A 25333-nucleotide genomic window follows, 5' to 3' on the forward strand; every position below is an offset into this window, starting at 1 on the left:
CCCCTCAGACGTCGATCTTCGACAGGCGGCGGATGAGGACGAACCCGAGAGTGAAGAGGCCGAGCGCTATCAGCACCGCCGTCTGCCCGATCAGGGCTCCGGTCATCCGGTCCAGCGCACCCGGCATCATCACGTCGACCAGCAGGAGCGAGCCGAGCCCGATCGCCGGGACCAGGTACGCGGTCACCGTGACCTGGGAGAGCTGCGTACGGATCTCCCTGCGCGTCTCCTTGCGCTGCTCCAGGGTCACCGTCAGGTTCCGCAGGCTGCCGACGATGGCGCCGCCCGCCCGCGCCGACAGGACGAGGGTGGAGACGAGGACGACCAGCTCGCGGGACGGGAGCCGTTCCACGATCTCCCCGAGCGCCTCCTCGATGGAGTGGCCGACCGCGAGCCGGTCCGCGACCCGGGACAGCTCCTCCCCGGCCGGTGCCTCGAGCTCCTCCGCCGCGATCCCGATGGCGGTGCGCAGGGCGAGTCCGGCCTGGGTGGCGTTGGCGAGGATCCGGGCCAGCTCGGGCAGCTGGTTGATGAACCGCTCCGTACGCCGGGCCCGCTGCCAGTTGAGGAAGGCGTTGGCGGCCCAGAGCCCGATCAGGCCGGCCACCGGGCCGAAGAACGGCGCGAGGAGGGAGGAGGAGACCAGCCAGATCCCGGCGACCGCCATCAGCATGTACGCGAAGAACTCGCCCGGCGTGAGGTCCAGGCCGGTGGTGGCCAGCTTCAGTTCGATGCGCCGGCCCAGCTTCGTCCTGCGCAGGCGCCGGTCGAGGCCCTGGAAGCGGCGCCTGCGGCCGGTGGCCTCGGGGGCGCCCTCCGCGGAGAGCCGGTCGATGAGGGCGGCGCGCTGGGCGAGCCCGGCCGAGTACGCGTGCACCCCGAGGGACACGAACAGGCCCGCCAGCAGCGTGGCGCCGAGGGTGAGGAGGACGAGGTTGGTCACAGCACGGTCCGGGAGGTCAGCGGGTCGAGGTAGTCCTCCGGCGGGGCGACCCCGAAGGCCTGGGGGATGGGCTGGTTGCTCATGTAGAGGCGCTCCGCGATCCGGCGGGGCAGCGGGGCGTAGGCGAAGTAGCCGTGCACGCACCCGTCGGCCCCCATGGGCTGGGCGATGTAACGGCACACGGTGGTGATCCGGAACGGCTCGCGGCCGTGGGAGTCGAGGATGGAGATCTCCGTGATGCGGCGCGAGCCGTCGCCGAAGCGGGTGAGCTGGACGATGACGTTGACGGCGCTGTTGATCTGGTCCTGGAGCGCTTCGAAGGGGATCTCGACCTCCGACATGGAGGCGAGGGTCTGGAGGCGCATCAGGGCGTCCTGCGAGCTGTTGGCGTGGACGGTGGCGAGGGAGCCGTCGTGGCCGGTGGACATCGCCTGGAGCATGTCGAGGGTCTCGCCGCCTCGGACCTCGCCGACGATGATGCGGTCGGGGCGCATGCGCAGGGAGTTGCGTACGAGGTCGCGGATGGTGATCTGGCCCTTGCCCTCCACGTTCGCGGGCCGGGATTCGAGGCGGATGACGTGCGCCTGCTGGAGCTGGAGCTCGGCGGAGTCCTCGATGGTGATGACGCGCTCGCCCTCGGGGATCAGTCCGGAGAGGGCGTTGAGGAGGGTGGTCTTGCCGGTGCCGGTGGCGCCGGAGACGATCAGGTTCATCTTCGCCTGGACCAGCCCGGAGAGCAGGAGCAGCATCTGCTCGTCGAGGGAGCCGAGGGCGATCATCTCGTGCAGGGTGAAGGCGCGCGGGAAGCGGCGGATGGTGAGGGTCGCGCCGGTGAGGGAGAGCGGCGGGATGATGACGTTGACGCGCTCGCCGCTGGGCAGGCGCGCGTCGACCATCGGATTGGCCTCGTCCACGCGCCGGTTGACGGTGGAGACGATGCGCTCGATGGTCTGCATCAGCTGCTCGTGCGAGGCGAAGCGGATGGGGAGCTGCTCGACCCGGCCGGAACGCTCCACGAAGATCTGGTCGGGGCCGTTGACCATGATCTCGGAGATGGAGGCGTCTTCGAGGAGCGGTTCGAGTACGCCGAGGCCGAGTGCCTCGTCGACGACGCGGCGGATCAGCTGGGCGCGCTCGGCGGTGGAGAGGACGGGGCCCTCGCGGCTGATGATGTGCCCGAGGACGCGCTCCAGGCGCGCCCGGCGCTCGGCGGGCGCGAGCGCGGACATCTCGGCGAGGTCGATCTCCTCCAGCAGCTTCGTGCGGTAGGAGGAGACGAGCCGGCCGTCCTCGCGGGGGCTGTGGCGGTCGTCGGGGGTGTTGACCCGGGAACGCAGGCTCATGGTCACGGTCCCTTCGGGTCGTCGTTGGGCATCACTGCCGTTGCCCTGGCCGGTTCTACGGACAGGCCGGGCACAATCGAGTTGATGGAGATGGTCACGGTGGCGGTGACGGCGTCTGAGCTCTTGCTGATGGCCACGTCCGCCGTGAGACCGTCCCGGACAGCCGCCTGACCGGCGGCAGCTCCGCCCGAGCCCTTGCGGGCCTCCACCCGGGCCGCCGTACGGGCGGCGGTGTCCGCCTGTTCGTGGACGTACGCGATCCAGCCCAGCTGGATCCCGCACAGCGCGACGAACAGCAGGATCGGCACGAAGCCGATGTACTCCAGGGCGACCTGCCCCCGGTCGGAGCGGATGTCCCGTCGTCTCACGTTCACTCCTCCCGCTCCATGGCCGCGCCGCCCTTGCCGTCGATCTCGCCGAAGTCGAGCCCGGGGAAGAGCACCGGAATGCCGAGTTTCACCCGGGCCTGGTAGACGTCCCCGGCCGGGCCGCACTCGACCTCGGGCCCCCACGCGCCCCCGATGTGCTCGACGGCGGCCGCCCGGCACGCCCCGTCGCCCTTGACCGCCCCCGCCCGCGCCGCCTCGTCGGCCGCGTTCCCGGCCAGGGAGAACGCGTAGCCGATCAGTACGCACTCCCACACCGCCGCGACGAGCAGCAGGATCAGCGGCACCATTCCCACGAACTCCAGGGCCACCTGCCCCCGGTCCCCGCCCCGGTACCGCCCCCGGCGCACGCGTCAGCCCTCCCGGCCGCGCCGCAGCCGGGCGACCGGGCCGGACGGCCGGACGGCCAGGGCCGAGCCGGTGCCCGGCTGTGCCGGGACCGGCGCCCTGTCGGGCGACGAGAGGAGGCCCAGCTCGCCCGCCACCGCCCACAGGGCCTGTTTCACCGTCGAGCGGTTGTCGAGGTCCTGCACGCGGCCCGCGTCCACCACGGCCTGGAGTTCCTTGAAGGCGGCGGGGACCGGGGTGCGGACCGGCCGGGTCTTGGTGATCTTCTCGATCAGCGAGGGCTGGATCTCGGTGTGCTTGCTCCAGCGGTTGACGACCACCGCGGTGTCCTCCGCCTTGCGCACCTGGAGCCGCTCCCACATCCGGACCATCCGCTTGGCCGCGCGTACGGAGACCACGTCGGGGGTGGTGACCAGTACGGCCACGTCGGCCTGTTCCACGGCGGCGGCGTTGGCGCCGGTCACCTGGGTGCCGCAGTCGACGACGACCAGCTCGTAGCGGGCGCGCAGGGCGCCGATGACCTGGCGGGTGGCGCGTTCGTCGACCTCCTCGCCCCGCTCGCCCTCCGCCGGGGCCAGCAGCAGCGCCAGCCCGGTGCGGTCCTCGTACACGGCGTCCTGGAGGACCCGGGGGGAAATGTCCTGGATGCCGGCGAGGTCGGCGATGGAGCGGCGGAACTGCACGTCGAGGTAGGAGCCGACGTCTCCGGCCTGGAGGTCGAGGTCGACCAGGGCCGTACGCCGGCCCGAGGCGGCCGCGGCGAGGGCGAACTGGACGGCGGTGAGGGTGGTGCCGACGCCGCCCTTGGCCCCGGTGACGGTGACGACCCGGCCGCCCGGGCCGGTGAACGCCTCGGCGCCGCCGCCCAGGTGGCGGCGTACGCCGACGGCCCACAGGGCGGCGGCCTGGACGCGGGCGCTCAGCTCCTCGTACGAGAGGGGCAGGGCGATCAGGCCCCGCGCGCCGGAGTCCATGGCGGCGGAGAAGAGGCCGGGTCCGGCGTCGGAGGAGAGCAGGACCACGCCCACGGCCGGGAAGCGCAGGGCGACTTCGCGGATGAGTTCCAGGGCGGGGACGGGGCCGATCCGCTCGTGGACGAGGACGACCTCGGGGAGTTCGTCGACGGACTCGGCGGCCATGCGGCCGAGCATGTCGAGGAGGGAGGTGGAGTCGGGGACGGGAGGGGCGGGCTCGGCGTCCGGCAGCTGGCTGAGCAGGGCCGTGATGGAGCGGGCGGCGTCCGGGTCGCCGGCCGCGGGCAGGATTCGAGTGGTCATCCGCGCCTCACTTGTCCCCGTCGAGGGTGTACGTGCGGTCGGCCGGGCTGGGGGCCGAGTCGGTGCCGGGGGCCACCAGGGCCAGCCGGACGTGCTCCGCGAAGGACTCGGCATAGGCGACGCGCTGGGTGTCCTTCGTGTTCAGGGCGAAGGTGATGGGGACCGCCTCGGCGGGGCCCTTGCGGTCGCTGTCCTTGTCGAGGGCGGTGAGTTTGCCGACGCCGAGGACGCGGGCGTTGGCGACGATGATCACCGAGCGGGAGGGGTCGGTCTCCTTGGCGCCCTTGAAGGTGGCGATGATGTTGACCTTCGCGCCCGAGGTGATCTTGCCGGCCACTCCGGTGGCCGCGTCGATCATGATGGCGATCTCCTGCTCACCGGCCTGGAGCTGCGGCTTGTCGACGAACATGTCGCTCTGGAGCAGGGAGCCCTTCTTCAGCGTGGTGAGCGCGATCTTGCCCCGGAGCGCGCCGAGGTCGTCGACGGCGGTGTCGGAGAGCCACCGCTTGGGGACCTTCACCTCTTCGAACTGACCGGCCGTCAGGGCGCTGTACGGTGCGATGTCGCCCTTGACGCGGTACGCGACGACCTCGGCCCCGACCTTGGAGTTGACGTCGCCGATGACGACGAGGACCCCGGCGAAGGCGGCGAGGGCGCACAGGACCGACAGGAGCAGCAGGATGACGCCGCGGCGCTGGCGTGAGTTCATGAGCCGTACTACCTCGCCGTTCTACGTTCGTTCGGGCGGTCAGGATCCGGATCCGGAGCGGGCGGCGGGCACCTCGGGCGGGGGTGCGGCCAGGGGGGCGGCGCAGAAGCCGCAGCGGTCGCCGATGAGCTCGAAGCCGCACCAGCCGCACTCCTCGCGGCGCACCGAGGAGACCAGCTGGTAGAGCACGGAGACGTCGGGGATGGCGGCGGCGAACTCGATGAGCTTTGGGGTGGCCCACCAGCGGGCGGAGTCGGCGGGCAGCGGGTTCTCCATGACGCCCTGCACCTGCCAGGCGGGCGCCAGTTCGGCCGCCACCCAGTCGGAGGACAGCTGGCCGCGCGCGAAGGTGAGGTGGGTGGCGAAGGCGGGGCCGGGCGGGATCACCCCGGTGGCGGCGGGGCCGAGCCGGGCCAGGTGCGGCGTCGGGTGGGCGAGTACGGCGAACTGGGCGCTGGGCGACCAGGAGCGGGCGTGCGCCTTGAGGCCGACCGGGATCCGGTCGAGCTTGGCGACGGAGCCCAGCAGGGCGCCGGCGTAGATGTAGTGGGACAGCAGCCGGGCGGCGGAGGCGATCACCCCGGGGCTGAAGTCGCAGACGGTGAGCTGGCGCAGCTGACGCACCAGCACGGCGGTGCCCAGCGGCGGGAGGTCGACGTCGACGAGCGCGATCCGGTCGGTCTCCAGGATGGCCCGTACGGTGCGCACCCGGTGCACGGTGGCCGGGGGGAGCCAGGACGGTACGACGGCCACGAGGTGGCCGTGCCGTTCCAGCAGGGCGGTGGTCCCGGCGAGCGCGGCCTCCAGGCCGGCTTGGGCGGGCGGGTGCAGTACGGCGGCGCCGGGGGTGTGCCGGTCGGGGGCCGGCAGCACCAGATCGGCACTGGTGACAGCGATGGCGGTCGGCACGCGAATCCCCCCGTTCACCCTCCGCGCGGCGCCGGTTGGCCCGGCCGTCGGCTGGACTTCCGCACGCGCGCATGCTGCGCGACCGCAAACGATCGGCGCCCTTCCCCCTTGCCCGAGCACCATATCCGCGACGCCCCTGGCAGGGCAGGGCCTTGAAGATTCCTGTGCCGGAAGCACATGTCACAGGAGGCGGGAAACCCGGACAACAAGGATCGGGACCGGGTCCATTTCAAGCCACATTGCAAACACTCTTGACACGGGGATTGGTCTGGACCAACTTGGCTGGCGCCGGCTTTCGGTCCGGGGGACCCCACTCCCCCCTCACAGATCCCGCCTTCCGCTTCTCCCCTTACTCCCCCCACGGAGCCCACGTGAACCGCATACGCTCCCTCGCCCTGCCACTCGCCGCCACCCTCGCCGCCGGCGGCCTCACCGCCCTCGCGGCGGGCCCCGCCCGGGCCGCCGACGTCAACGTCGTCCGCAACGGCGGCTTCGAGTCCGGCCTCGCCAACTGGTCCTGCTCGAACGGGAGCGGCGCTTCCGTCTCCTCACCCGTCTACGCCGGGGCGGGCGCCCTGAAGGCCGCCCCGGCGGGCTCGGACAACGCCCGCTGCGGCCAGACCGTCACGGTCAAGCCGAATTCGACGTACACGCTCAGCGCGCAGGTGCAGGGCTCGTACGTCTACCTGGGCGCGACCGGCACCGGCACCCAGGACGTCTCCACCTGGACGCCGGGCTCGGGCGGCGGCTGGCAGAAGCTGTCGACCACCTTCACCACCGGCCCCGACACCACCCAGGTCACCGTCTACACCCACGGCTGGTACGGCCAGCCGGCCTACACCGTCGACGAGTTCAGCGTCTTCGGCCCGGACGGCGGCGGCCCCACCGACCCGGGACCGGGCCTTCCGGGCGCGCCCGCGGGGGCCGCCGTTTCCGGCCAGAGCCAGAACGGGCTCACCCTTTCGTGGAACGCGGTCAGCGGGGCGAGCGGCTATTACGTCTATCAGGACGGCGTGCGCGTCCAGACGGTGGCGAACACCTCCACGCCCGTCACCGGGCTCGCGCCGAGCACCTCGTACTCCTTCCAGGTGAGCGCGTACAACGCGGCCGGCGAGGGCCCCAGGTCGGCGCCGGTCACCGGCACCACCACCGGGGGCGGCGGCCCGAACCCGAACCCGTCGGTGCCAAAGCACGCGCTGACCGGCTACTGGCAGAACTTCAACAACGGCGCGACCGTGCAGAAGCTCTCCGACGTCTCCGCGCAGTACGACATCATCGCCGTCTCCTTCGCCGACGCCACGGCCACGCCCGGCGCCATCACCTTCAACCTCGACTCGGCCGGCCTCGGCGGCTACACCGTGGCGCAGTTCAAGGCCGACGTCGCCGCGAAGAAGGCGGCCGGCAAGTCGGTCATCCTCTCCATCGGCGGCGAGAAGGGCACGATCTCGGTCAACGACTCCGCCTCCGCGGCGAATCTGGCCAACTCCGCCTGGGCGCTGATGCAGGAGTACGGCTTCAGCGGGATCGACATCGACCTGGAGAACGGCCTCAACCCGACCTACATGACGCAGGCGCTGCGCGCCCTGTCGGCGAAGGCGGGCCCCTCCCTGGTCCTGACCATGGCCCCGCAGACCATCGACATGCAGTCCACGCAGGGCGGCTACTTCAAGACCGCGCTGGCCGTGAAGGACATCCTGACGGTCGTGAACATGCAGTACTACAACAGCGGCGCGATGAACGGCTGCGACGGCAAGGTCTACTCCCAGGGCTCGGTGGACTTCCTGACGGCGCTCGCCTGCATCCAGCTGGAGGGCGGTCTCGACCCCTCGCAGGTGGGCATCGGGGTCCCGGCCTCGCCGAGCGGCGCGGGCAGCGGCTACGTCTCCCCGACCGTCGTGAACAACGCCCTGGACTGCCTGGCCAGGGGCACGGGCTGCGGGTCCTTCAAGCCGTCGAAGACCTACCCCTCGCTGCGCGGCGCGATGACCTGGTCGACCAACTGGGACGCCAAGGCGGGTAGCACCTGGTCCAACGCGGTGGGTCCCAAGGTCCACGGGCTGCCGTAGGCGGTAGAGGTGTGGGGGTGGCTGATTCGGTCCGGTGAGCCCGCCGGACACCCCCGGGGCTATTGACCGGGACATGCCACAAGAGCACGCTGTGCGCGTCCGCACGGCTACCCCCACACTCCCACCCAGGAGAACGCATGCGGCTCCACACCCGCCGAAGGGCCGCCGTCACCGCGGCCCTGCTGGCGCTCGCGCTCGGCGCACCCGCCTACGGCATGAGCGCGACGGCAGCACCCCCGCCCACCCCGTCCACGGCGACGCAGGACGAGGCGATCGCCCAGTACGAGATCCAGGGCCCCTCCACGGCCGCCGAACGCACGGCCCTGCTGCGCACCGGGGCCTCGATCGACGAGGTGGACGCCCGCTCGGTCGTCGTCAGCGCCGACCCCATGCAGGCCAAGAGCCTGCGCGCGCTGGGGTACACCCTGACCCCGCTGCCGGGCCCGCCCGACCGCGGCGAGCGGGGCGTCGCGGCGGCCCCGATGGACTTCCCGTCGGCGGACTCCAGGTACCACAACTACGCCGAGGCGAACGCGGAGATCGACCAGCGCATCGCCCAGTACCCCGGGATCATGAGCAAGCAGGTCATCGGGAAGTCGTACCAGGGCCGCGACCTCATCGCCATCAAGATCAGCGACAACGCCGGCACGGACGAGGCCGAACCCGAGGTCCTCTTCACGGCCCACCAGCACGCCCGCGAGCACCTGACCGTGGAAATGGCCCTGTACCTGCTCAAGGAGTTCGGCTCCAAGTACGGCACCGAGAGCCGGATCACGAACATGGTCAACCAGCGCGAGATCTGGATCATCCCGGACCTCAACCCGGACGGCGGCGAGTACGACATCGCCACCGGCTCCTACCGCTCCTGGCGCAAGAACCGCCAGCCCAACAGCGGCTCCTCGTACGTCGGCACCGACGAGAACCGCAACTGGGACTACAAGTGGGGCTGCTGCGGCGGCTCCAGCAGCAGCAAGAGCTCCGAGACCTACCGCGGGCCGGCCGCGGCCTCCGCGCCCGAGGTGAAGGCCGTCTCCGACTTCGTCCGCACCCGCGTGGTCGGCGGCAAGCAGCAGATCACGGCCGCGATCGACTTCCACACGTACAGCGAACTGGTGCTGTGGCCGTTCGGCTACACGTACAACGACACCGCGCCGGGCCTGACGGCCGACGACCTCGCCGTGTACAAGAAGATCGGCACGAGCATGGCCGCCAGCAACGGCTACACGCCCGAGCAGTCGAGCGACCTGTACATCACCGACGGCACGATCGACGACTGGCTGTGGGGCAACCAGAAGATCTTCGCCTACACCTTCGAGATGTACCCGTCGAACGGCGGCGGCGGCTTCTACCCGCCCGACGAGGTCATCGACCGCGAGACGGCGCGCAACAAGGAAGCGGTGCTCCAGCTGCTGGAGAACGCGGACTGCATGTACCGCTCGATCGGCAAGGAAGCCCAGTACTGCGCCTAGCGCGCACCGCCGAGCCGGGGCGCCCCACCGCCAGGGGGGCGCCCCCTTCGCGGGTCCGCGTCAGCCCAGCACGGCCAGGGCGTCGATCTCGATCAGCAGCCCGGCCGGGAGGCCCACGTACACCGTGGTGCGCGCGGCGGGGACCTTGACGCCCTGCTCCTCGAAGTAGGTGTCGTAGATCTCGTTCATCTCGGCGAAGTGGCCGGTGTCGGTCAGGTAGACGCGGATCATCACCACGTCGTCCCACCCCGCGCCGCCGGCCTCCAGCACGGAGCGGACGTTCTCCAGCGTCTGGAGGGTCTGCTCGCGCAGCGCCGGCCCGGCGGTGGTGGGCGGCTGCCCCTCGACGTGCGGCAGGTAGCCGACCTGGCCGGCGACCTGGAGGATGTTGCCCTTCCGGACGCCGTGCGAGAACTTCGCGGGCGGGGCGGGGTGGGACTCGGGGGTGACGGCGGTCTTCTCGCTCACGGAGGGGTCCTCTGCGTTCGTATCGGTGCGGGGTGTGTTTCCCCCGCTGATGGTGTCAGCGGGGGGACCCGCGCGTGGCGCCCGTTCGACCGGTTCGCGAGGACGAGCGACACCGCCCGCTCCAGGGGCTCCGCCCCCAGCCCCCCGCGAGATCCAGCCCCGCCGGCGTGTGAGGCGCGGGTCCGGGCGGAGCCCTGGGGGTACCTCCCAGCGGTAGTTGGGGGAGGAACGGTGGAAGGGCGGGCAGGGGACGGCCCCGCGTAGCGGCCGCCCACCCGCAGACGAGCCACCGGCCCCAGCCAGGGAAACCGGCCCCGCCCCGGGTCCGCCGGACGGAGTCCGGCGCAGCGGGCCCGAAGCCCGGGAAGCGCGCCAGCGCTGAGCGGTGCGAGGACCGCGTCGAGAAGGGGAACCGGGGCGGCGTTGACCCTCGTCCCCCCGGGTGTTAGACCACAGGCACCACGCACAGCGCATCCGCACCACCCCAGGAGGACCCCATGGGCAGCGACGCAGTCCGACGGCTCGCCGACGAACCGGTCGACCACCGGTTCAAGGGCCTGCCCCCGGACGCCCAGACGGCGGGCCTCACCGTCGGGGAGCTCGCCGCGCAGGGGCGGGACCTGCACACCGGCGGGTTCACCACCCCCGTCCTCACCCTCGACGCCGACGCGCTCGCGCACAACCTCGCCGTGCTCGGCGAGTACTCCGCCCGCCACGGCCTCGCCTTCGCGCCCCACGGCAAGACCTGCATGGCCCCGCAGCTCTTCGAGCGCCAGCTCGCGCACGGCGCCTGGGGCATCACCGCCGCCGTCCCCCACCAGGCCCGCGTCTACCGCGCCTTCGGGATCCCGCGCATCTTCCTCGCCAACGAGCTCGTCGACCCCGCCGCCCTGCGCTGGGTCGCCGCCGAGCTCGTCGCCGATCCCGGCTTCCGTTTCGTCTGCTACGTCGACTCCGTGCGCGGGGTCCGGCTCATGGACCGGGCCCTCCAGGGCCACGGCGCCGTGCTGGACGTGGTCGTCGAGCTCGGGGCCGGCGAGGGGGCGCGTACGGGGGCCCGTACCGACGAGGACTGCCGGGCCGTCGCCGACGCGGTCGCCGCCACCGACACCCTGCGCCTCGTCGGCATCGCCGGCTACGAGGCCGAGGTGCCCGACGCCGACCCGGAGAAGGTGCACGCCTGGCTGCGCCGGCTCACCGGGCTCGCCGTCGAGTTCGACAAGGCCGGACGGTTCGGCCCCGACGTCGAGGAGATCGTCGTCAGCGCCGGCGGCTCCGCCTGGTTCGACGCCGTCGCCGACGTGTTCGAGGAGCTGCCCGAACTGTCCCGGCCCGTACTGAAACTGCTGCGCTCCGGGGCGTACGTGTCCCACGACCACGGCTGGTACGGCCGCCTGACCCCCTTCAACCGGATCCCGGAGGAGGGCGGACTGCGCCCCGCCTTCCGGCTCTGGACGCAGGTCGTCTCCCGTCCCTCCCCCACCCAGGCCTTCGTCAACGCCGGCAAGCGCGACATCGCCTACGACCTCGGCCTGCCCGAGGCCGAGCTGGTCCGCGACGCCCTCGACGGCAGCGAACGCCCCGCCACCGGCATCCGCGTCGTCAAGCTCTCCGACCAGCACGCCTGGCTGGAGACCGGCTCCGCCGAGGACGTGCAGGTCGGCGACTGGGTGGCGCTCGGCATGTCGCACCCCTGCACCATCTTCGAGAAGTGGCCGCTGATCCCGGTCGTGGAGGCCGACGGCACGGTCAGCGACTACGTCCGGACCTTCTTCTAGCCGTGGACCTCGTCATCCGGGGCGCCCGTGTCGTCGACGGCACGGGCGGGCCCTCGTACACCGCGGACGTCGCCGTGCACCAGGGCCGGATCACCGCCATCGGCCGGATCCCGGCCGGCGGACGGCAGACCCTCGACGCCCACGGGCTGGCCCTGGCCCCCGGGTTCGTGGACATGCACGCCCACAGCGACCTCGCGCTGCTCCGCGACCCGGACCACGGCGCGAAGGCCGCCCAGGGCGTCACCCTCGAAGTCATCGGCCAGGACGGCCTGTCCTACGCGCCCGCCGACGCACGCACCCTGGCCGGCGTACGGACCGCCATCGCCGGCTGGAACGGCCCCGGGGACGACGTCGACTTCGACTGGCGCACCGTCGGCGAGTACCTCGACCGGCTGGACCGCGCCCACGGCGGACGCGGCACCGCCGTCAACGCCGCCTACCTCGTGCCCCAGGGCACCGTCCGCGCGTACGCCCTCGGCTGGGACGACCGCCCCGCCACCCCGGCCGAACTCGACCGGATGCGGCAGCTCGTCGCCGAGGGACTGGAACAGGGCGCCGTCGGCCTGTCCTCCGGGCTCACCTACACCCCCGGCATGTACGCCTCCGGCGCCGAACTCACCGAACTGTGCCTGGTCGTGGCCCGGTACGGCGGCTACTACTGCCCGCACCACCGCTCGTACGGGCGCGGCGCGCTCGCCGCCTACGCCGAGATGCTCACCCTGACCCGCGAGGCCGGCTGCGCCCTGCACCTGGCGCACGCCACCATGAACTTCGGGGAGAACGAGGGCCGGGCCCCCGAACTGCTGGCCCTGCTCGACTCGGCCCTCGCCGGCGGCGCCGACGTCACCCTCGACAGCTACCCCTACGCCCCCGGCTGCACCACCCTCGCCGCGCTGCTCCCCGGCTGGGCGCACGAGGGCGGCCCCGAGGCCCTGCTGGCGCGGCTGCGCGACGAGGACACCGCCCGGCGGATCCGGTACGCCCTGGAGGTGGAGGGCTCCGACGGCTGCCACGGGGTGCCGGTGGACTGGGCGTCCGTGGAGGTCTCCGGGACGAACGACCCCGCGTACGGCGGCCACGTCGGCACCCGCCTCGACGGCTGGGAGACCGCGCGGCGGCTGCTGATCGGCGACCGGCTCGGGCCGACGGTCCTCCAGCACGTCGGCCACGAGGAGAACGTCCGGGCGATCATGCGCCACCTCGTCCACACCGGCGGCTCCGACGGCATCCTGCACGGCGCGAAGCCGCACCCCCGCGCGTACGGCACCTTCCCGCACTACCTCGGCCGCTACGTGCGCGAGTTGGGCGTGCTGTCCCTGGAGGAGTGCGTGGCGCACCTCTCGGGCCGCCCGGCCGCGCGGCTGCGGCTGCCCGACCGGGGGCTCGTCCGCGAGGGCTTCCGCGCCGACCTGGTCCTCTTCGACCCGGAGACCGTCGCGGCCGGGTCCACGTACGAGCGGCCGCGCGCGCTGCCGACGGGGATCCCGTACGTCCTGATCGACGGACGCTTCGTCATGCGGGACGGAAGGCGGACGGACGTCCTGGCCGGCCGGACGGTGCGCAGAACACCGGCCTCTCGGTAGGACTTTGGTCCCCCCGGACGTTCACGGCCTGCACATACGATGAACTGCATGGCCGTCTTCCTCCTCCCCGCCCTCCTCTTCCTCGCCTTCTGCGTGAGTGCCTTCAAGGACCGCCGCCGCTTCAGCAACGCCGTGCTGCTCGGCCTGACCTTCATCACGCTGTCGGCGGCCCTGCTCTTCAAGGTGACGGCCCTGCCCTCGTGGGCGGCTCTGACGATCATCGCGCTGGCCTTCACCGCGCCCGTGCTCGGCACGATGGCGATCGGCGGCTTCCTGATCGCCAACGGCGTCACGATGATCCGCAAGGAGGGCCGCCGCCCGGCCAACCTGCTGTCGATGCTCGCGGGGCTCGGCATCTTCGGGATGATCGCGCTGCTGATCGCCGTCCCGATGTTCCACTCCACCGCCCTGACCGGCATGGCCGCGACCCTGACCCTGGTCGTCGCCTACGTCGCCTTCATCTTCCTGTGCTTCCTCGGGTACGCCTTCCTCTACGGCCGGATCAAGGTGCGCGGGGACGTCGACCACGTGGTGATGCTGGGCTCCGGCCTGATCGGCGGGGACCGGGTGCCGCCGCTGCTGGCCTCGCGGCTGCGCAAGGGGCAGCAGATCTACGAGGCCCAGCTGGCCCGCGGCTCGCGCCCGCCGGTGCTGCTCACCTCGGGCGGCAAGGGCTCCGACGAGAGGGTCTCGGAGGCGCGGGCCATGGCCGACTGGCTGATCGCGGAGGGCGTCCCGGCGGAGCACGTGAGGCTGGAGGAGAACTCGGCCACGACCGAGGAGAACATGCTCTTCTCGAAGGGGATCATGCTGGCGGACAAGCCGGGCTACCGGTGCGTGGTCGTCACCAACAACTTCCACGCCTTCCGGGCCGCGATGCTGGCCCGCAAGACGGGGGTCAACGGGCAGGTGGTCGGTTCGCCGACGGCCCGCTACTTCCTGCCGAGCGCCACGCTGCGCGAGTTCGTCGCGGTGTTCTGGGAGCACCGGACGGTCAACCTGTCGATCTGCGGCGCGCTGGTCGCGATCGGCGCCCTGGCCACCCTGACAGCCCTGGTATAGGGCCTGTCCGGCGGATCACGGCCGGACAGGCCCTGGGCAACGCCGTGCGGGGGTGCCGTGACGCCCCCCCCCTCGGCCGTCACGGCACCCCCTGCGCGCGGGTCCCCGCGGCCGGGCCTACAGCTTCTGCCAGAGCGCCGGGACCACCGACGGCTCCCAGCCCGTCTGGGCCTGGTGGCCCTGGAGGCAGCGGTAGCCCGCGCCGCCGTACGTGACCGTGTCCCCGGCCGCGTAGACGGTGCCGGCCTTCCAGGTGCCGCCGGGCTGCGGGTCCTCGGGGCCGGGGCCGGGGCCCGGGTCGGAGCCGGTGACCTTGAGGGTCAGGCCGTACGCGGACAGGATCGGGTTCAGCGGCTGGAAGAAGGTGGTGCCGCCGCTGGTGCAGTCGCCGGAGCCGCCCGAGGTCACGCCCTGGGCCTGGCTGCCGGAGATGTAGGAGCCGCCCGAGTCCCCGGGCTCGGCGCAGACCGTGGTGCGGGTGACGCCGGAGATGGTGCCCTCGGGGTAGGTGACGCTGGTGCCGTGCTGCTGGACGGTTCCGCAGTGCCAGCCGGTGGTGGATCCGGAGCGGCAGACGGATGAGCCGACGGGCTGCAGGACGGAGCCAGTGACCTGGACGTTCGCGCCGCCGCTGCCCTTGACGTACGGGGTGGCGGTCCAGTTGGTGTTGGCGGCGACCCAGGCCATGTCGTTGCCCGGGAACACCGACGCCTGGAACGAGCCCTGCGCGACCTGGTTGAAGCCGCTGGTGCCGGTCCCGGCGCGGCCGCAGTGGCCGGCGGTGGCGAAGCCCTGGGTGGTCCCCCTGGTGACCGGGAAGCCGACGGAGCAGCGGCCCTGGCCGTTCATGTAGTACGCGTCCCCGCCGCGCAGGTCGTACAGCGGGCGCGGGGACTTCTCCGCGGCGGTGCGCACGACCGTGGCGAGGGCGGGGTCGGTGCCGGTGGCGGCCAGCAGCCCGGCGGCCGCGCCCGGCCGGGTCTCCTCCACGACGAGGGTGTTAGTGCGCGGGTCGACGTACCGGACGGGCGTCTCGGTGGTGGCGGCGCGGTCCAGGCCGGCCCTCGCGGCGTCCAGGTCGGCCAGGGAGCGGGTGACCAGCTTCGCCTTCGCCCCGGCCGCGCGTATCGCGGCGGCGTCGGCGGCGCGGGTGGTGGCCACCGTCAGGGTGGCGGAGTCGGCCCCGTCGACCCAGGCGCCCGCGAAGGCGGCGCCGAGCCGGGCGCGCAGCCGGGCGGCGGTGGCGCCCGCCTCGGCCTCGTGGGCGAGCCGGTCCTTGGCCTGCGTGGGGGTCAGGCCGAGGTCGCGCTGGAGGGCGGTGAGCAGTTCGGCGGGCGCGTCGCCGGGCCGCAGGGTGGCCGTCGCGGACTTCTGCGGGGCGGCCGGGTCCGCGGTGGGGGTGGCGGCCCCGGCGGCGGTGGTGCCGGCCAGCAGCAGCCCGGCGGCGGCCAGGGCGGTACACGCCGCGCGGGCGTGTCGTTCGAGCATGGTGGATCTCCTCGGATCAGTGGGGGTCACCGAAACCGTAGGAATCCGAACCGGCGTACGGGAGCTGCCGGTTGGCCCCTCCCCCGGTGTTATGGCCGGGCGGCCCCGGCCCCCGGGGTGCGTTCATGGGGCGGGGGCCGCAGGATGGGGGCCTGGGGGGCACGGTAGGAGGTATCCGATGGACAGCGAAACCAACGAGCAGCCCACCCGGTCGGACCGGCTCTTCACCGGTGGAGAGCGCGCGTACGACCCCGAGGACCTGGTGATGGCGACCGGCCACGACCCGACTCCGGAGCGGGTCGAAGCGGCGCGGAAGCTGATCGAGAAGGAGGGCCCGCAGGTCATCGAGCGCTACCTCCCGTAACGCCCGCCGACCGAAGGCTGCCGGACCCACGACCCCGGGGCCACCCCCGGGGCCGAGGCCTGCCCCGCCCCCGCCACCCGGCCCCGGCCCGTGTCCCCGCCATCACCCTCTGCGAAGCTGATGGGCACGTTTCGCACCCGAAGGGACCGGACCCCTCATGCCTCAGGTGAAGCTGACCACCAGCCTCGGCACCATCGTCATCGACCTCCACGAGGAGGCGGCGCCGGCCACGGTCGCCAACTTCCTCGCGTACGTGGAGAGCGGCCACTACGACGGCACGGTCTTCCACCGGGTGATCCCCGGTTTCATGAACCAGGGCGGCGGCTTCACCGCCGACATGCGGCAGAAACCCGTACGCGAACCGGTGCGCAACGAGGCGGACAACGGGCTGAAGAACACCCGGTACTCGGTGGCGATGGCCCGTACGAGCGTCCCGCACTCGGCGACCTCCCAGTTCTTCATCAACACCGCCGACAACCCGGCGCTGGACCACACCGCCCCGACCCCGGCCGGGTGGGGCTACGCCGTCTTCGGCACGGTCAGCGGGGGTCAGGACGTGGTGGACTCCATCGCCGCCGTCCGCACGGGCCGGGCCGGCGGGCACGGGGACGTCCCGCTGGTCCCGGTGGTGATCGAGAAGGCGACGGCGGGCCGGCCGGCGGAGGGCTGACCGGCGGAGGGCCGACCGGCCGCGGCGCCCGAGGAGCGGGCCAGCGCCTCCGCGTGTGCGGACCGGGCGTGCGCCAGTACGCCCGGCGCCCGGGCCGCGGCCGGCGCCGCGGGGTGCCAGCCCAGCAGGTGCCGCCAGACGAGCGGGCTCCCGGCGAGCGGCCGGGCCACCACCCCGGGGGTGACGGGGAAGGTGGCCCGGCAGAGGCCGACGGCCCGGCCGACCTGGACCAGGTGCACGCAGGACGCGGTGTCGGTCTCGTAGACGCAGGCGGGCGTGAACCCGGCGCGGACGCAGGCCGCGGCGAAGCAGTCCCCGAAGCAGCCGTCGCCGGGTACGTCGGTCCAGGCCTCGGCGGCCAGCTCGGCCAGCTCGATCTCGGGGCGGTGGGCCAGCGGGTGGTCCTCGGCCAGCATCACGTGGACCGGGTCCCGGGCCACCTCCAGCCAGGCGAGCCGGCCGGGCTCCGGCGGGGCGCTCTCGCCGCAGGCCCCGACCAGCGCGAAGTCCAGCCGGCCCGCGGCCACGCCCTGGGCGATCTCCCGTTCCGACCAGGACGTGTACGTGGTCACCGGCACCCCCGGTTCCTGGTGGGCGATCCGGTCGACGAGCCCGCCGAGCAGCGGCCCGTGGGTGCCGCCGAGCCGGTAGCCGGCGGCACCGCCGCGGGCGAAGCGCACCGCCTCCTCCTGGAGCTCGGACAGGGCGGGCAGCAGTACCCGGGCGCGCTCCAGCACGAGCTCGCCGAGCGCGGTGGTCCGTACGCCGTCCCGTCCGCGCTCGAAGAGTTCGCCGCCCAGGGCCCGCTCGATGCGTTTGAGCTGGCCGCTCAGGGCGGGTTGCGCGAGCCCGAGGGCGGTGGCGGCGCGGGTCAGGCTGCCGGCGTCCGCGACTGCTCTGACGATCTTGAGGTGCCTCAGCTCCAGATCCATGGTCCGAGCTTGGTCCAGACCTGCCGGCATGCGCTACGGGTCCGGCGCATCCAGAATCGGTGAAGAGTCGTTAGCGCTCCGGGGGACGCCCTACGGAGGTCAGATGAACAGTGTTGCCGCGCCGCTCGCCCCGGCCGCCCCGGCCGCCCCGGTCGACTGGGACCACCCGACGGACCCGCACCCCGGGCCGCGGCTCGATCACGTACGGACCTACGTGGCGAGCGGCGGCACCGACGGACACCTGTGGCACGGGGTCCCGACCCTGCTCCTGACCACCCTCGACCGGGCCACGGGCCGGCCGGTGCGCACGCCGCTGATCTACGCCGAGGACGAGGGCCGGTACCTGGTCGTCGCCGCGGGCTCGGGCGGGCCCCGCCACCCCGCCTGGTACGGGAACCTGGCCGCGCACCCGGAGGTCCGCCTCCAGGTGGGCACCCGGACCTTCGCGGCGTGGGCGCACACGGCGGACGCGGTCGAGCGGGAGACGTACTGGGAGGCGCTGACGGCGCTCTGGCCGGCCTACGAGGACTACCAGGCGCTGGCGTGGCCCCGGGAGCTGCCGCTGGTGATCGTGGAGGGGTGACGGGCCGCCCCCGGGGTCCCCGCGGAGGCGAATCGATCCGCCGCCGGCATCCCGGCGGCGGGCACCGCCACGCCTTCACCCCTTCGGGTCAGTACCCGGCGTAACCGTGGACGACCCTCCCCCCGATCGGCTACCAACGGGGCCAGGAGGGGGACGGTTGAGCACGAACGCGCGGGAGCAGGGCGGCGGCCGGGACGGCGGTCGGGACGGCGGGCCCTTCCTCCTCGCCAAGGTCCTGGCGGACGCCCTCGTCACCACCATGGGCCGGCCCCGCCGGACGGAACCCGGCCCCGCCCCCGACACCGACCCCGGGACCCGGCCGGCGGCCTGCTGCCGGCGGTGCGGCGGCCCGGCGCACTGGCACCGGACCGGGCGCGGGAAGTGGGTCCTGATGGAGCCCGGCTCCTTCCCCACGCACGCCGTCCCGGCGGGGCAGCGCTGGCGGATCGCCCCCGACGGCACGGCCGCCAACCTGGGCGCGGCCTCGCCGACGGACACGTGCCGGATCAGCCACTGGTACGTGTGCCCCCAGTCCCGTCCGGCCGGAACCCCTTGACCAGGAGCCATCCGGCGAGGTTCGCGTTCGCCCGGGACCTGCTGCTGGACGGCTTCGAGCGGCTCCGCGAACGGGGCTGGACCTCAGCCCGGTGAGCCGTGGCTACGCGGCCGGCTGCTCGGCCGGGGTGGCGACGGCGGTGTAGGTGCGGCCGTCGACCGTGTACTCGCCGAGCGGGGTCATGCCGAAGGCGTCGACGTGCACCCGCCAGGAGGCGGCGTTGCCCGCCTCGATGAAGGCGACCAGCGCCTCGGCGCGCCCGGCCGAGGCCTCGACCGCCATCCCGAACAGGCCCCGGGCCACGCCGTGCCCGCGGAAGGCGGCGTCGACCACGACGGGCCCGTACAGCAGCCACGGCACTTCGCCCAGCGGGCGCCCCTGCCAGCTGAGCTCGGACTGGGCACGCAGCAGCCCCAGCACCGCCGCCGGCGGGTCGCCCATGTCCTCGGCGACCGACAGCGCGAGCAGCCCGGCGACCCGCCCGTGCCCGGCGTCGGCCACGAGCAGCTCCCCGTCCCGGGCCATGCCGCGCAGGGTGTCGATGCCGAAGGCCCCCTGCACGAAGCCCTGCGCGGCCCGCTGCTCCTCGGTGAGGGCGTCGTGGTGGTTGGCGGCGAACAGCCGGGCCATGGCGGGCGCGTCGGCCTCGGTGGCGTATCGGAAGCGCATGCCGCGATGCTGCCACGCCGCCACGCCCCGGCCGCCGCCGACAGGCCCCGCATGTCACCTCACGCGTGGTCGTACACCGTCACGGCCACGTCCCGCGCGCAGAGCGCCTCGGTTATCAGCGGTTCGACACGGGGCCACTTGCCGCCGGCGAGCCCGCACCCTATGCGGGGCATGTGGACGCTCGCCCCCAGCTCCAGGGCGTGGTCCGCGAGCGCGCCGAGGCAGCGCTCGACGGCGTCGTAGCGGATGGGCGGGCCGCCGCTGCCGGTGCGTATCCCGCGCTGGCCGACCATGTTGGCCACCCACACGTCGGGCTTCACCCGCACCACCTGCACGGCCCCGAGCCCGAAGTCGTTGCCGCTGCGCCCGCGGTGCCAGGCCCTGAACTCGGCCTCCGGCTCGGGCCAGCGCCGCGAGAGCGCGACCACGAAGCCCTTCCCCCAGCCGCCCATGTCGTTGCAGACGTGTGCGATCAGCTTGGGGCCCTTGGCCTGCGGACTCGTCGCGTCCCCGGAAATGATCGTGAGCGGCTTCATGCACCCACGGTAGGCGGCGGCACTGACAACGGCCCCGGCCCGCCTCAGCGGTTGGTGTTGAGGAAGCCGATGGCGACCGCGCCCCACCAGCACGCCTGGGAGACCAGGGCGGTGGCGCCGCCCCAGAGCAGGAGGCCGCGGCCGACTTCGCCGGTGGCGGCTTCGAGGCGGCGGCCCAGCAGGCCCGCCTGGAGGCCGTTGACGGTCAGCAGGGCGACGAGGCCGATCTTCGTGAGGGTCAGCGGGGAGGTCAGGTCCGGGTGGAGCATCAGGCCGCTCACCACGAGGCCCCCGAGGCCGGCCCAGATCGGGACGTGGAGCCGGGAGGTCGTGGCGACGACCTCCGCCAGGCCGCAGCGGCCGGTGGCCCACAGCAGGCCGTAGTAGTCGGCGGACAGCACCGCGCCGAAGCCCAGCACCAGCGAGGCGAGGTGCGCGAACAGCGCGGCGGAGTGCATGGCCTCGTCGGCCTGCATGTGGAGCGAGCACCACAGGCCCGCCGCCAGGACGACCAGCGCACACAGGGCCCCCGCCGCGACGGTCCACCACGAGTCGTAGAGGCGGACGGGGCGGGGGGCGAGTCTGGCGGGTGGGGACGACATGGCGGCGGGCTCCGGAACGTGGGGCGCGGCTCCGTCAGCCGCGTCAAAGCAAGGTAAGGCTCACCTAAAGAGCCCTTTCCGTCAATCCGGGTCCGCGAGCCGGAACCGTGAGCCCCGACACAGGCCCGGACACAGGCCCGGACACAGCCCGGCCGGGCCCCGGACCCTACTCAGGGGTAGATCGGGTGGGTGGCGATGCGGGGTGACGAGCGCAACACCGGCGGCCGCCGCTTTCCCCTCCCTCACCCCATTCCGCAGGCCGGACGGCGGCCCGGCCGCCGTTTCAAAGGGTGGACGGCGGCACCACCACTACATCGCGCGAAATAGGGCATATCGCTCGGTGGAATTCCCCCGGAACGGCCGAGCGGGCCGGCGGGCGGGCCCGTAAGCTCCCGTCATGCAGGTGATCCAGTCAACGAAACTCGCCAATGTCTGCTACGAGATCCGCGGACCCGTCCTCGAAGAGGCGATGCGGCTCGAAGCAGCAGGTCATCGCATCCTCAAGCTGAACACCGGCAACCCCGCGGCCTTCGGCTTCGAGTGCCCGCCGGAGATCCTCGAGGACATGCTCCGCAACCTGGGCAACGCCCACGGCTACGGGGACGCGAAGGGCCTGCTGTCGGCGCGGCGCGCGGTCATGCAGCACTACCAGACCAAGGGCATCCACCTGGACGTCGAGGACATCTACCTCGGCAACGGCGTCTCCGAGCTGATCCAGATGTCGATGCAGGCGCTGCTGGACGACGGTGACGAGGTACTGGTCCCCGCCCCGGACTACCCGCTGTGGACCGCGTCGGTCGCGCTGGCCGGCGGCACCGCCGTGCACTACCGCTGCGACGAGCAGTCCGACTGGATGCCCGACCTCGCGGACATCGAGCGCAAGGTCACCGACCGCACGCGCGCGATCGTGATCATCAACCCGAACAACCCGACCGGCGCCGTCTACGACGACGAGATGCTGCGGGGCCTGACGGACATCGCCCGCCGGCACAACCTGGTGGTCTGCTCCGACGAGATCTACGACCGGATCCTGTACGACGGTGCCACGCACACGAACACCGCGGCGATCGCCCCGGACCTGCTGACCCTGACCTTCAACGGGCTGTCCAAGAACTACCGCGTGGCCGGCTACCGGGCGGGCTGGATGGCGGTCTGCGGACCGAAGAAGCACGCCTCGTCGTACATCGAGGGCCTGACGATCCTGGCCAACATGCGCCTGTGCGCGAACATGCCCTCGCAGCACGCCGTGGCCACGGCGCTGGGCGGGCGGCAGTCGATCGCCGACCTGGTGCTGCCGGGCGGGCGGCTGCTGGAGCAGCGCGACACGGCGTACGACCTGCTGACCCAGATCCCGGGCATCACGTGCGTGAAGCCGAAGGGCGCGCTGTACCTGTTCCCGAGGCTGGACCCAGCGGTCTACAAGGTCAAGGACGACCGGCAGATGGTCCTCGACCTGCTGCGGGCCGAGAAGATCATGGTCGTCCACGGCACGGGCTTCAACTGGCCCGAGCCCGACCACTTCCGCATCGTGACCCTGCCCAACCCGAAGGACCTCGCGGACGCGGTCACCCGGATCGGCCGCTTCCTGGACGGGTACGGGCAGCCGTAGGCGGGGCGGTAGGCGGGGGCGATAGGCGGGGGGCGGGCCGACGCGGGTCCGCTCCGGCCCCGCTCTACCAAGATTCGACTCAACCTTAGACCGGTTCCAATGTAGGATGGCCTCCTGACCAAGCAGGAGGCCTCCTCATGTACGAACCGAGCCGCTCGAAGTCGGTCGTCCACCGAGTGGACGCCGGCCGCACCGAAACCGCCGGGTACCCGCAGAGCAGCCGGGGCGAAGCCCTCGACATCCAGCTCGCCGGACACCTCGCCGCGCTGCTCGCCGTCACCGACGAACTCGGCCTCGACGACAGTGCCGTACGCATCGCAGCCCAGGTGACCCGCCTGCGCGGGTCGCACCCCGTCCGCGTCGCCCACCCCGCCCTGGCCGACGGCGCCGACGCCCGCACCCTCCACCGCCGCGCCCACGACCTCGCCGCCCGCGCCCTGCTCGTCGCCGCGTCCCGCGCCGACACCGCCGCGGCGATCCTCGCGGCCCAGCGCATGGACGCCCACACCGCCGCCCTCGAAGCCCCCGACCGGGCCGGCGCCCACTGACCGGCCCCGGTCCGGGACCGCGCAGGCTCCGGACCGGGTGCCACGGCTTTTGCGGGTTCCGCCACGCCCCGGGCCCGCTATCTCCCCCTCGAGGGGCAGGGGCCGGGCGGTGGCTGCCCACCCGCCTCCGCCTCTGGGTGCGGGGCGGTGGGGTCGGGGGGCGGGGTTTCGGCGGGGCGGTCTCGCGGCTGGTTTGGGGGTTTCCCGTCAGTCCCATCGTCCTTCCGGTTCGGGCCGGTCCCTCAAGGGCGCTCCCTTCGGTCGCGTCACTTCGTGATCGCCTTCGGCGACCCTTGACCGACCGACCCGCCCCGGAAAGCCGAAAGACTGACGGGAAACCCCCAAAGGAACGGCACGGTCGATGGTTGGGGGGACGGTCCGTCAGGGATGGGCGAGGGGCCGGGCGTTGGCCGGCCGGGCATCCGGGGCCTTGATCCCTGGTTCCGGGCCGGGGGCGCGACTATGCGCACGAGAGGTTGATCAGAGCGACCTGCGGAGCACCAGGCGCACCAGATCGCTACGCGCTTCTCCGATCTCGGCGGCCGGCGACCGTCTGCGGCTGATACCTGCACCAGAGGACGAGCAGAGCAGCCGAGGAGGCGCATGGGCGCGTCAGATCGCTACGCGCTTCTCGGATCTCAGCGTCCGACGGCCGTCCGGGGCTGGTCGTAGGCGGGTTCGACGTTGGTGGCGGCGGTGGTGAACTCGCGGCCCGAGGCGTTGCGGATGTAGGCGAGCTCCGTCCAGTGCTCGATGCCGGTGTCGGAGATGTTCTCGTTGATCACGGCCATGAGGACGCCTTCGGTGCCGGAGGCGATGTCGCGGACACGGCGGTGGAGGAGGCGGTGGGGGACGTACTCGTAGCACTCACTCATCGGGCGCTCCCTCGAAGGTTTCGAGGAAGCGCTCCCAGCCGACGAGCGCACGGTCGAGCAGGTCGGTGCCGGGGCTGCTGGTTGTTTGTGTCCGCGACCACGGGCTGTCTGGGTCGAGCGGATGGGTGGTCGCCTGTTCGTGCGCGGCTGTGGCCATGTTGCGTCCCTCGCTTCGTCTGCCGGACGGACTGATGCTCTCGCTGGCCGGCGACGGACTACAGGGATGCAACATCCCACTTTCGGGCGCTTAGTTGGCGATGCCGAGGAAGTCCTTCAGCTGCCGCAGGCCCGGGGGATGGTGCGGCCCTGCCCACAGGTCCGTGACGATCGCCACGGCCAAGGTGTGGTGCCGCATCCACCCCGGGGCAACCTTCCGCAGCCTCTCCAGGGCCTTCAGCGCCCCAGCAGCATCCCCCAAGTCCGCATGGGCGCGCGCCAGATCCAGGAGCAGCCACGTCCGCCACGAAGGCGGCGTGTCCTTGCTGAGCCTTATCCCTTTGGCTAGCGCCAGGGCCTCCTCCGGGCGCTCGTGCTGGACCGCGAGGCGGACCCGCTCGATGCGCACCGACGACCGGCTGAACACCGACACGAGTTTGCTGTCGGCCGGCGGCGGCAGCGTGGCCAGTCGGCCCGCCGCCTTCTCGGCAGTCACCATCATGTCGTTGGCCGTCACGTAGTCGTCGCTCCGCGCGTACGACGTCGCGGCGGACATCAACAGTCCGCCCCAGACGCGAACACCCTCCGAGGTGCTGGTGTGTTCACGCTCCACCGCGTCCGCCGCGTGCACGGCCAGATTCCGCGCGTCGTCCAACCTGGCCTGCCTCTGGTAGGCCCAAGCGACGGAGTTCGACAGCATCGGAGCAAGCAGGGGGTCCGACGAGTCTCCCGCTGCGGCGTACGCCCGCTCCAGCGCCGAGAGGGCGAGGTCCGTCTTCCCCAGACGAATGGCCAGGTGTCCGCCAAGCTGCAGTGCCTTGCCGAGGGCCGCTTGACCGGCCGCTCTCTGATCCACGTTCCCGACGGCGGCGAGGAGTCTGGCATCGGCGATGATGCCCGGCAGCACCTCCATGAGGCGACCGAAGTCCGCCGAGTGGTACAGGGTCCATCCGGCCGCCAACTCGGCCCGCAGGAGCGGGAGCGACAACCGCTCCACACCGGTCGGCTCGACGGGCGGGGCGAACAACGGCGGCATTATTGCGCGCCGCACGGCCACGAGCGCCGGGGAATCCGCCTCACCGTTCGAGGGCACCCCGGGCGGATCGCCCAGCAGGCTCGTCAGCTCGACGCCCAGCCCCTTGGACAGGGCGTGCAGCGTGGGCAGTCTGGCGCTGTGCTTGCGCCTCTGCTCCAACTTGCGCACCACGTCGACGGACACACCGGATCGCTCCGCCAAACCCTCTTGAGTCAGGTCGGCGAAGCGGCGAAGACGGCTCAGCCGGTCACCCAGGTGCTCAGAAGCCATACGGCCAAACTACGCCTCGCCGGTCCCAGAGCACCGCCGATCCAACCGGGCGGAGGATAGCCCTGGCCGCGGCGGAGCGCCGGCTGCTCAGCTGTGCC

26 protein-coding genes and 1 pseudogene are annotated in these 25333 nt (G+C 72.7%); 11 read left to right on the plus strand and 16 right to left on the minus strand.

Annotated elements, in window-relative coordinates; translation table 11 throughout:
* Positions 1 to 4: 4 nt before the first annotated feature.
* The 7 genes from ACZ518_RS03580 to ACZ518_RS03610 are packed head-to-tail and all read right to left on the minus strand — an operon-like array spanning position 5 to position 5915.
* Complete coding sequence (locus tag ACZ518_RS03580) at positions 5 to 943, minus strand: type II secretion system F family protein (protein ID WP_469111359.1); 939 nt, start codon at positions 941 to 943, stop codon at positions 5 to 7.
* Positions 940 to 2286, minus strand: a complete 1347-nt coding sequence (locus ACZ518_RS03585) for a CpaF family protein (protein WP_469111360.1) — start codon at positions 2284 to 2286, stop codon at positions 940 to 942. Before ACZ518_RS03585 ends, ACZ518_RS03580 begins: the two co-directional genes overlap by 4 nt.
* Positions 2287 to 2288: 2 nt before the next feature.
* Complete coding sequence (locus ACZ518_RS03590; RefSeq protein WP_469111361.1) at positions 2289 to 2654, minus strand: TadE/TadG family type IV pilus assembly protein; 366 nt, start codon at positions 2652 to 2654, stop codon at positions 2289 to 2291.
* Between the two features lie 2 nt (positions 2655 to 2656).
* Positions 2657 to 3022, minus strand: a complete 366-nt coding sequence (locus tag ACZ518_RS03595; RefSeq protein ID WP_469111362.1) for a TadE/TadG family type IV pilus assembly protein — start codon at positions 3020 to 3022, stop codon at positions 2657 to 2659.
* A 3-nt stretch (positions 3023 to 3025) separates the two neighbouring features.
* A complete protein-coding gene (locus ACZ518_RS03600; RefSeq protein ID WP_469111363.1) occupies positions 3026 to 4297 on the minus strand; it encodes an AAA family ATPase in 1272 nt (423 codons plus the stop codon).
* 7 nt (positions 4298 to 4304) lie between these two features.
* Positions 4305 to 5006 (minus strand): Flp pilus assembly protein CpaB, encoded by a 702-nt coding sequence (gene cpaB, locus ACZ518_RS03605; RefSeq protein ID WP_469111364.1) that lies wholly within the window; start codon positions 5004 to 5006, stop codon positions 4305 to 4307.
* A gap of 39 nt (positions 5007 to 5045) precedes the next feature.
* Positions 5046 to 5915, minus strand: a complete 870-nt coding sequence (locus ACZ518_RS03610) for a hypothetical protein (RefSeq protein WP_469111365.1) — start codon at positions 5913 to 5915, stop codon at positions 5046 to 5048.
* A 371-nt stretch (positions 5916 to 6286) separates the two neighbouring features.
* Between ACZ518_RS03610 and ACZ518_RS03615 the strand changes: the two genes are divergently transcribed.
* Together ACZ518_RS03615 and ACZ518_RS03620 are read left to right on the plus strand one after the other, a co-directional pair.
* A complete protein-coding gene (locus ACZ518_RS03615; protein ID WP_469111366.1) occupies positions 6287 to 7981 on the plus strand; it encodes a chitinase in 1695 nt (564 codons plus the stop codon).
* A gap of 137 nt (positions 7982 to 8118) precedes the next feature.
* Complete coding sequence (locus ACZ518_RS03620) at positions 8119 to 9450, plus strand: M14 family metallopeptidase (RefSeq protein ID WP_469111367.1); 1332 nt, start codon at positions 8119 to 8121, stop codon at positions 9448 to 9450.
* A 60-nt stretch (positions 9451 to 9510) separates the two neighbouring features.
* Here the strand turns inward: ACZ518_RS03620 and ACZ518_RS03625 are convergent, their stop codons facing one another.
* Entirely contained in the window at positions 9511 to 9918 is a 408-nt protein-coding gene (locus ACZ518_RS03625) for a RidA family protein (RefSeq protein ID WP_469111368.1), read from the minus strand.
* A 497-nt stretch (positions 9919 to 10415) separates the two neighbouring features.
* On the opposite strand from ACZ518_RS03625, the gene ACZ518_RS03630 reads away from it, so the two are divergent.
* The 3 genes from ACZ518_RS03630 to ACZ518_RS03640 are packed head-to-tail and all read left to right on the plus strand — an operon-like array spanning position 10416 to position 14341.
* Positions 10416 to 11696, plus strand: a complete 1281-nt coding sequence (locus tag ACZ518_RS03630) for an alanine racemase (protein WP_469111369.1) — start codon at positions 10416 to 10418, stop codon at positions 11694 to 11696.
* A 2-nt stretch (positions 11697 to 11698) separates the two neighbouring features.
* Complete coding sequence (locus ACZ518_RS03635; RefSeq protein WP_469111370.1) at positions 11699 to 13279, plus strand: N-acyl-D-amino-acid deacylase family protein; 1581 nt, start codon at positions 11699 to 11701, stop codon at positions 13277 to 13279.
* Positions 13280 to 13327: 48 nt separating this feature from the next.
* Positions 13328 to 14341 (plus strand): YdcF family protein, encoded by a 1014-nt coding sequence (locus tag ACZ518_RS03640; protein WP_469111371.1) that lies wholly within the window; start codon positions 13328 to 13330, stop codon positions 14339 to 14341.
* A 117-nt stretch (positions 14342 to 14458) separates the two neighbouring features.
* Here the strand turns inward: ACZ518_RS03640 and ACZ518_RS03645 are convergent, their stop codons facing one another.
* A complete protein-coding gene (locus tag ACZ518_RS03645; protein WP_469111372.1) occupies positions 14459 to 15829 on the minus strand; it encodes a carbohydrate-binding protein in 1371 nt (456 codons plus the stop codon).
* Between the two features lie 178 nt (positions 15830 to 16007).
* Here ACZ518_RS03645 and ACZ518_RS03650 point away from each other — a divergent pair, with 178 nt between their 5' ends.
* Both ACZ518_RS03650 and ACZ518_RS03655 read left to right on the plus strand, forming a co-directional pair.
* On the plus strand, positions 16008 to 16193 hold the full coding sequence (locus ACZ518_RS03650) for a hypothetical protein (RefSeq protein WP_362472075.1): 186 nt from the start codon (positions 16008 to 16010) through the stop codon (positions 16191 to 16193).
* A gap of 157 nt (positions 16194 to 16350) precedes the next feature.
* Positions 16351 to 16836 (plus strand): annotated as a pseudogene (locus ACZ518_RS03655) (peptidylprolyl isomerase); the annotation flags it as partial.
* Here the strand turns inward: ACZ518_RS03655 and ACZ518_RS03660 are convergent.
* The gene (locus ACZ518_RS03660; protein ID WP_469111373.1) at positions 16743 to 17795 is read right to left on the minus strand and encodes a LysR family transcriptional regulator; all 1053 of its coding nucleotides are present in this window, start codon (positions 17793 to 17795) and stop codon (positions 16743 to 16745) included. The pseudogene ACZ518_RS03655 and the gene ACZ518_RS03660 sit on opposite strands and share 94 nt — an antisense overlap.
* Before the next feature lie 103 nt (positions 17796 to 17898).
* Between ACZ518_RS03660 and ACZ518_RS03665 the strand changes: the two genes are divergently transcribed.
* Together ACZ518_RS03665 and ACZ518_RS03670 are read left to right on the plus strand one after the other, a co-directional pair.
* A complete protein-coding gene (locus ACZ518_RS03665) occupies positions 17899 to 18378 on the plus strand; it encodes a nitroreductase family deazaflavin-dependent oxidoreductase (protein ID WP_469111374.1) in 480 nt (159 codons plus the stop codon).
* A gap of 157 nt (positions 18379 to 18535) precedes the next feature.
* On the plus strand, positions 18536 to 18934 hold the full coding sequence (locus ACZ518_RS03670; protein ID WP_469111375.1) for a DUF6083 domain-containing protein: 399 nt from the start codon (positions 18536 to 18538) through the stop codon (positions 18932 to 18934).
* Positions 18935 to 19036: 102 nt separating this feature from the next.
* Here ACZ518_RS03670 and ACZ518_RS03675 read toward each other — a convergent pair whose 3' ends face one another.
* Genes ACZ518_RS03675 through ACZ518_RS03685 form a run of 3 tightly spaced genes read right to left on the minus strand, consistent with a single transcriptional unit; the run spans position 19037 to position 20741 of the window.
* A complete protein-coding gene (locus tag ACZ518_RS03675; protein ID WP_469111376.1) occupies positions 19037 to 19603 on the minus strand; it encodes a GNAT family N-acetyltransferase in 567 nt (188 codons plus the stop codon).
* Positions 19604 to 19662: 59 nt separating this feature from the next.
* On the minus strand, positions 19663 to 20139 hold the full coding sequence (locus ACZ518_RS03680; RefSeq protein WP_469111377.1) for a macro domain-containing protein: 477 nt from the start codon (positions 20137 to 20139) through the stop codon (positions 19663 to 19665).
* Positions 20140 to 20183: 44 nt separating this feature from the next.
* Positions 20184 to 20741 (minus strand): hypothetical protein, encoded by a 558-nt coding sequence (locus ACZ518_RS03685; RefSeq protein WP_469111378.1) that lies wholly within the window; start codon positions 20739 to 20741, stop codon positions 20184 to 20186.
* A 397-nt stretch (positions 20742 to 21138) separates the two neighbouring features.
* Between ACZ518_RS03685 and ACZ518_RS03690 the strand changes: the two genes are divergently transcribed.
* On the plus strand, positions 21139 to 22350 hold the full coding sequence (locus ACZ518_RS03690) for a pyridoxal phosphate-dependent aminotransferase (protein ID WP_469111379.1): 1212 nt from the start codon (positions 21139 to 21141) through the stop codon (positions 22348 to 22350).
* 137 nt (positions 22351 to 22487) lie between these two features.
* Entirely contained in the window at positions 22488 to 22898 is a 411-nt protein-coding gene (locus tag ACZ518_RS03695) for an SCO4983 family protein (protein WP_469111380.1), read from the plus strand.
* Between the two features lie 638 nt (positions 22899 to 23536).
* On the opposite strand, the gene ACZ518_RS03700 is transcribed toward ACZ518_RS03695, so the two are convergent.
* The 3 genes from ACZ518_RS03700 to ACZ518_RS03710 all read right to left on the minus strand — a co-directional run bounded on the left by ACZ518_RS03700 (position 23537) and on the right by ACZ518_RS03710 (position 25235).
* Positions 23537 to 23773, minus strand: coding sequence for a hypothetical protein (locus tag ACZ518_RS03700; protein WP_469111381.1), 237 nt, complete (start codon positions 23771 to 23773; stop codon positions 23537 to 23539).
* A complete protein-coding gene (locus ACZ518_RS03705; RefSeq protein WP_469111382.1) occupies positions 23766 to 23930 on the minus strand; it encodes a hypothetical protein in 165 nt (54 codons plus the stop codon). Before ACZ518_RS03705 ends, ACZ518_RS03700 begins: the two co-directional genes overlap by 8 nt.
* Before the next feature lie 90 nt (positions 23931 to 24020).
* Positions 24021 to 25235 carry a helix-turn-helix domain-containing protein gene (locus tag ACZ518_RS03710; protein ID WP_469111383.1) on the minus strand — a complete coding sequence of 405 codons (1215 nt, stop codon included), beginning with the start codon at positions 25233 to 25235 and terminating at the stop codon, positions 24021 to 24023.
* Positions 25236 to 25333 lie beyond the last annotated feature (98 nt).

It is taken from the genome of Streptomyces sp. NPDC033966 (genome assembly GCF_055575955.1).

Excerpts from the sequence above, each read along its gene's own strand:
- ACZ518_RS03690 (WP_469111379.1), top strand. The coding sequence starts at position 21,139 with ATGCAGGTGATCCAGTCAACGAAACTCGCCAATGTCTGCTACGAGATC.
- ACZ518_RS03685 (WP_469111378.1), bottom strand. The coding sequence starts at position 20,741 with ATGTCGTCCCCACCCGCCAGACTCGCCCCCCGCCCCGTCCGCCTCTAC.
- ACZ518_RS03675 (WP_469111376.1), bottom strand. The coding sequence starts at position 19,603 with ATGCGCTTCCGATACGCCACCGAGGCCGACGCGCCCGCCATGGCCCGG.
- ACZ518_RS03680 (WP_469111377.1), bottom strand. The coding sequence starts at position 20,139 with ATGAAGCCGCTCACGATCATTTCCGGGGACGCGACGAGTCCGCAGGCC.
- ACZ518_RS03585 (WP_469111360.1), bottom strand. The coding sequence starts at position 2,286 with ATGAGCCTGCGTTCCCGGGTCAACACCCCCGACGACCGCCACAGCCCC.
- ACZ518_RS03630 (WP_469111369.1), top strand. The coding sequence starts at position 10,416 with ATGGGCAGCGACGCAGTCCGACGGCTCGCCGACGAACCGGTCGACCAC.
- ACZ518_RS03665 (WP_469111374.1), top strand. The coding sequence starts at position 17,899 with ATGAACAGTGTTGCCGCGCCGCTCGCCCCGGCCGCCCCGGCCGCCCCG.
- ACZ518_RS03705 (WP_469111382.1), bottom strand. The coding sequence starts at position 23,930 with ATGGCCACAGCCGCGCACGAACAGGCGACCACCCATCCGCTCGACCCA.
- cpaB (WP_469111364.1), bottom strand. The coding sequence starts at position 5,006 with ATGAACTCACGCCAGCGCCGCGGCGTCATCCTGCTGCTCCTGTCGGTC.
- ACZ518_RS03700 (WP_469111381.1), bottom strand. The coding sequence starts at position 23,773 with ATGAGTGAGTGCTACGAGTACGTCCCCCACCGCCTCCTCCACCGCCGT.
- ACZ518_RS03660 (WP_469111373.1), bottom strand. The coding sequence starts at position 17,795 with ATGGATCTGGAGCTGAGGCACCTCAAGATCGTCAGAGCAGTCGCGGAC.
- ACZ518_RS03600 (WP_469111363.1), bottom strand. The coding sequence starts at position 4,297 with ATGACCACTCGAATCCTGCCCGCGGCCGGCGACCCGGACGCCGCCCGC.
- ACZ518_RS03710 (WP_469111383.1), bottom strand. The coding sequence starts at position 25,235 with ATGGCTTCTGAGCACCTGGGTGACCGGCTGAGCCGTCTTCGCCGCTTC.
- ACZ518_RS03645 (WP_469111372.1), bottom strand. The coding sequence starts at position 15,829 with ATGCTCGAACGACACGCCCGCGCGGCGTGTACCGCCCTGGCCGCCGCC.
- ACZ518_RS03695 (WP_469111380.1), top strand. The coding sequence starts at position 22,488 with ATGTACGAACCGAGCCGCTCGAAGTCGGTCGTCCACCGAGTGGACGCC.
- ACZ518_RS03620 (WP_469111367.1), top strand. The coding sequence starts at position 8,119 with ATGCGGCTCCACACCCGCCGAAGGGCCGCCGTCACCGCGGCCCTGCTG.
- ACZ518_RS03640 (WP_469111371.1), top strand. The coding sequence starts at position 13,328 with ATGGCCGTCTTCCTCCTCCCCGCCCTCCTCTTCCTCGCCTTCTGCGTG.
- ACZ518_RS03650 (WP_362472075.1), top strand. The coding sequence starts at position 16,008 with ATGGACAGCGAAACCAACGAGCAGCCCACCCGGTCGGACCGGCTCTTC.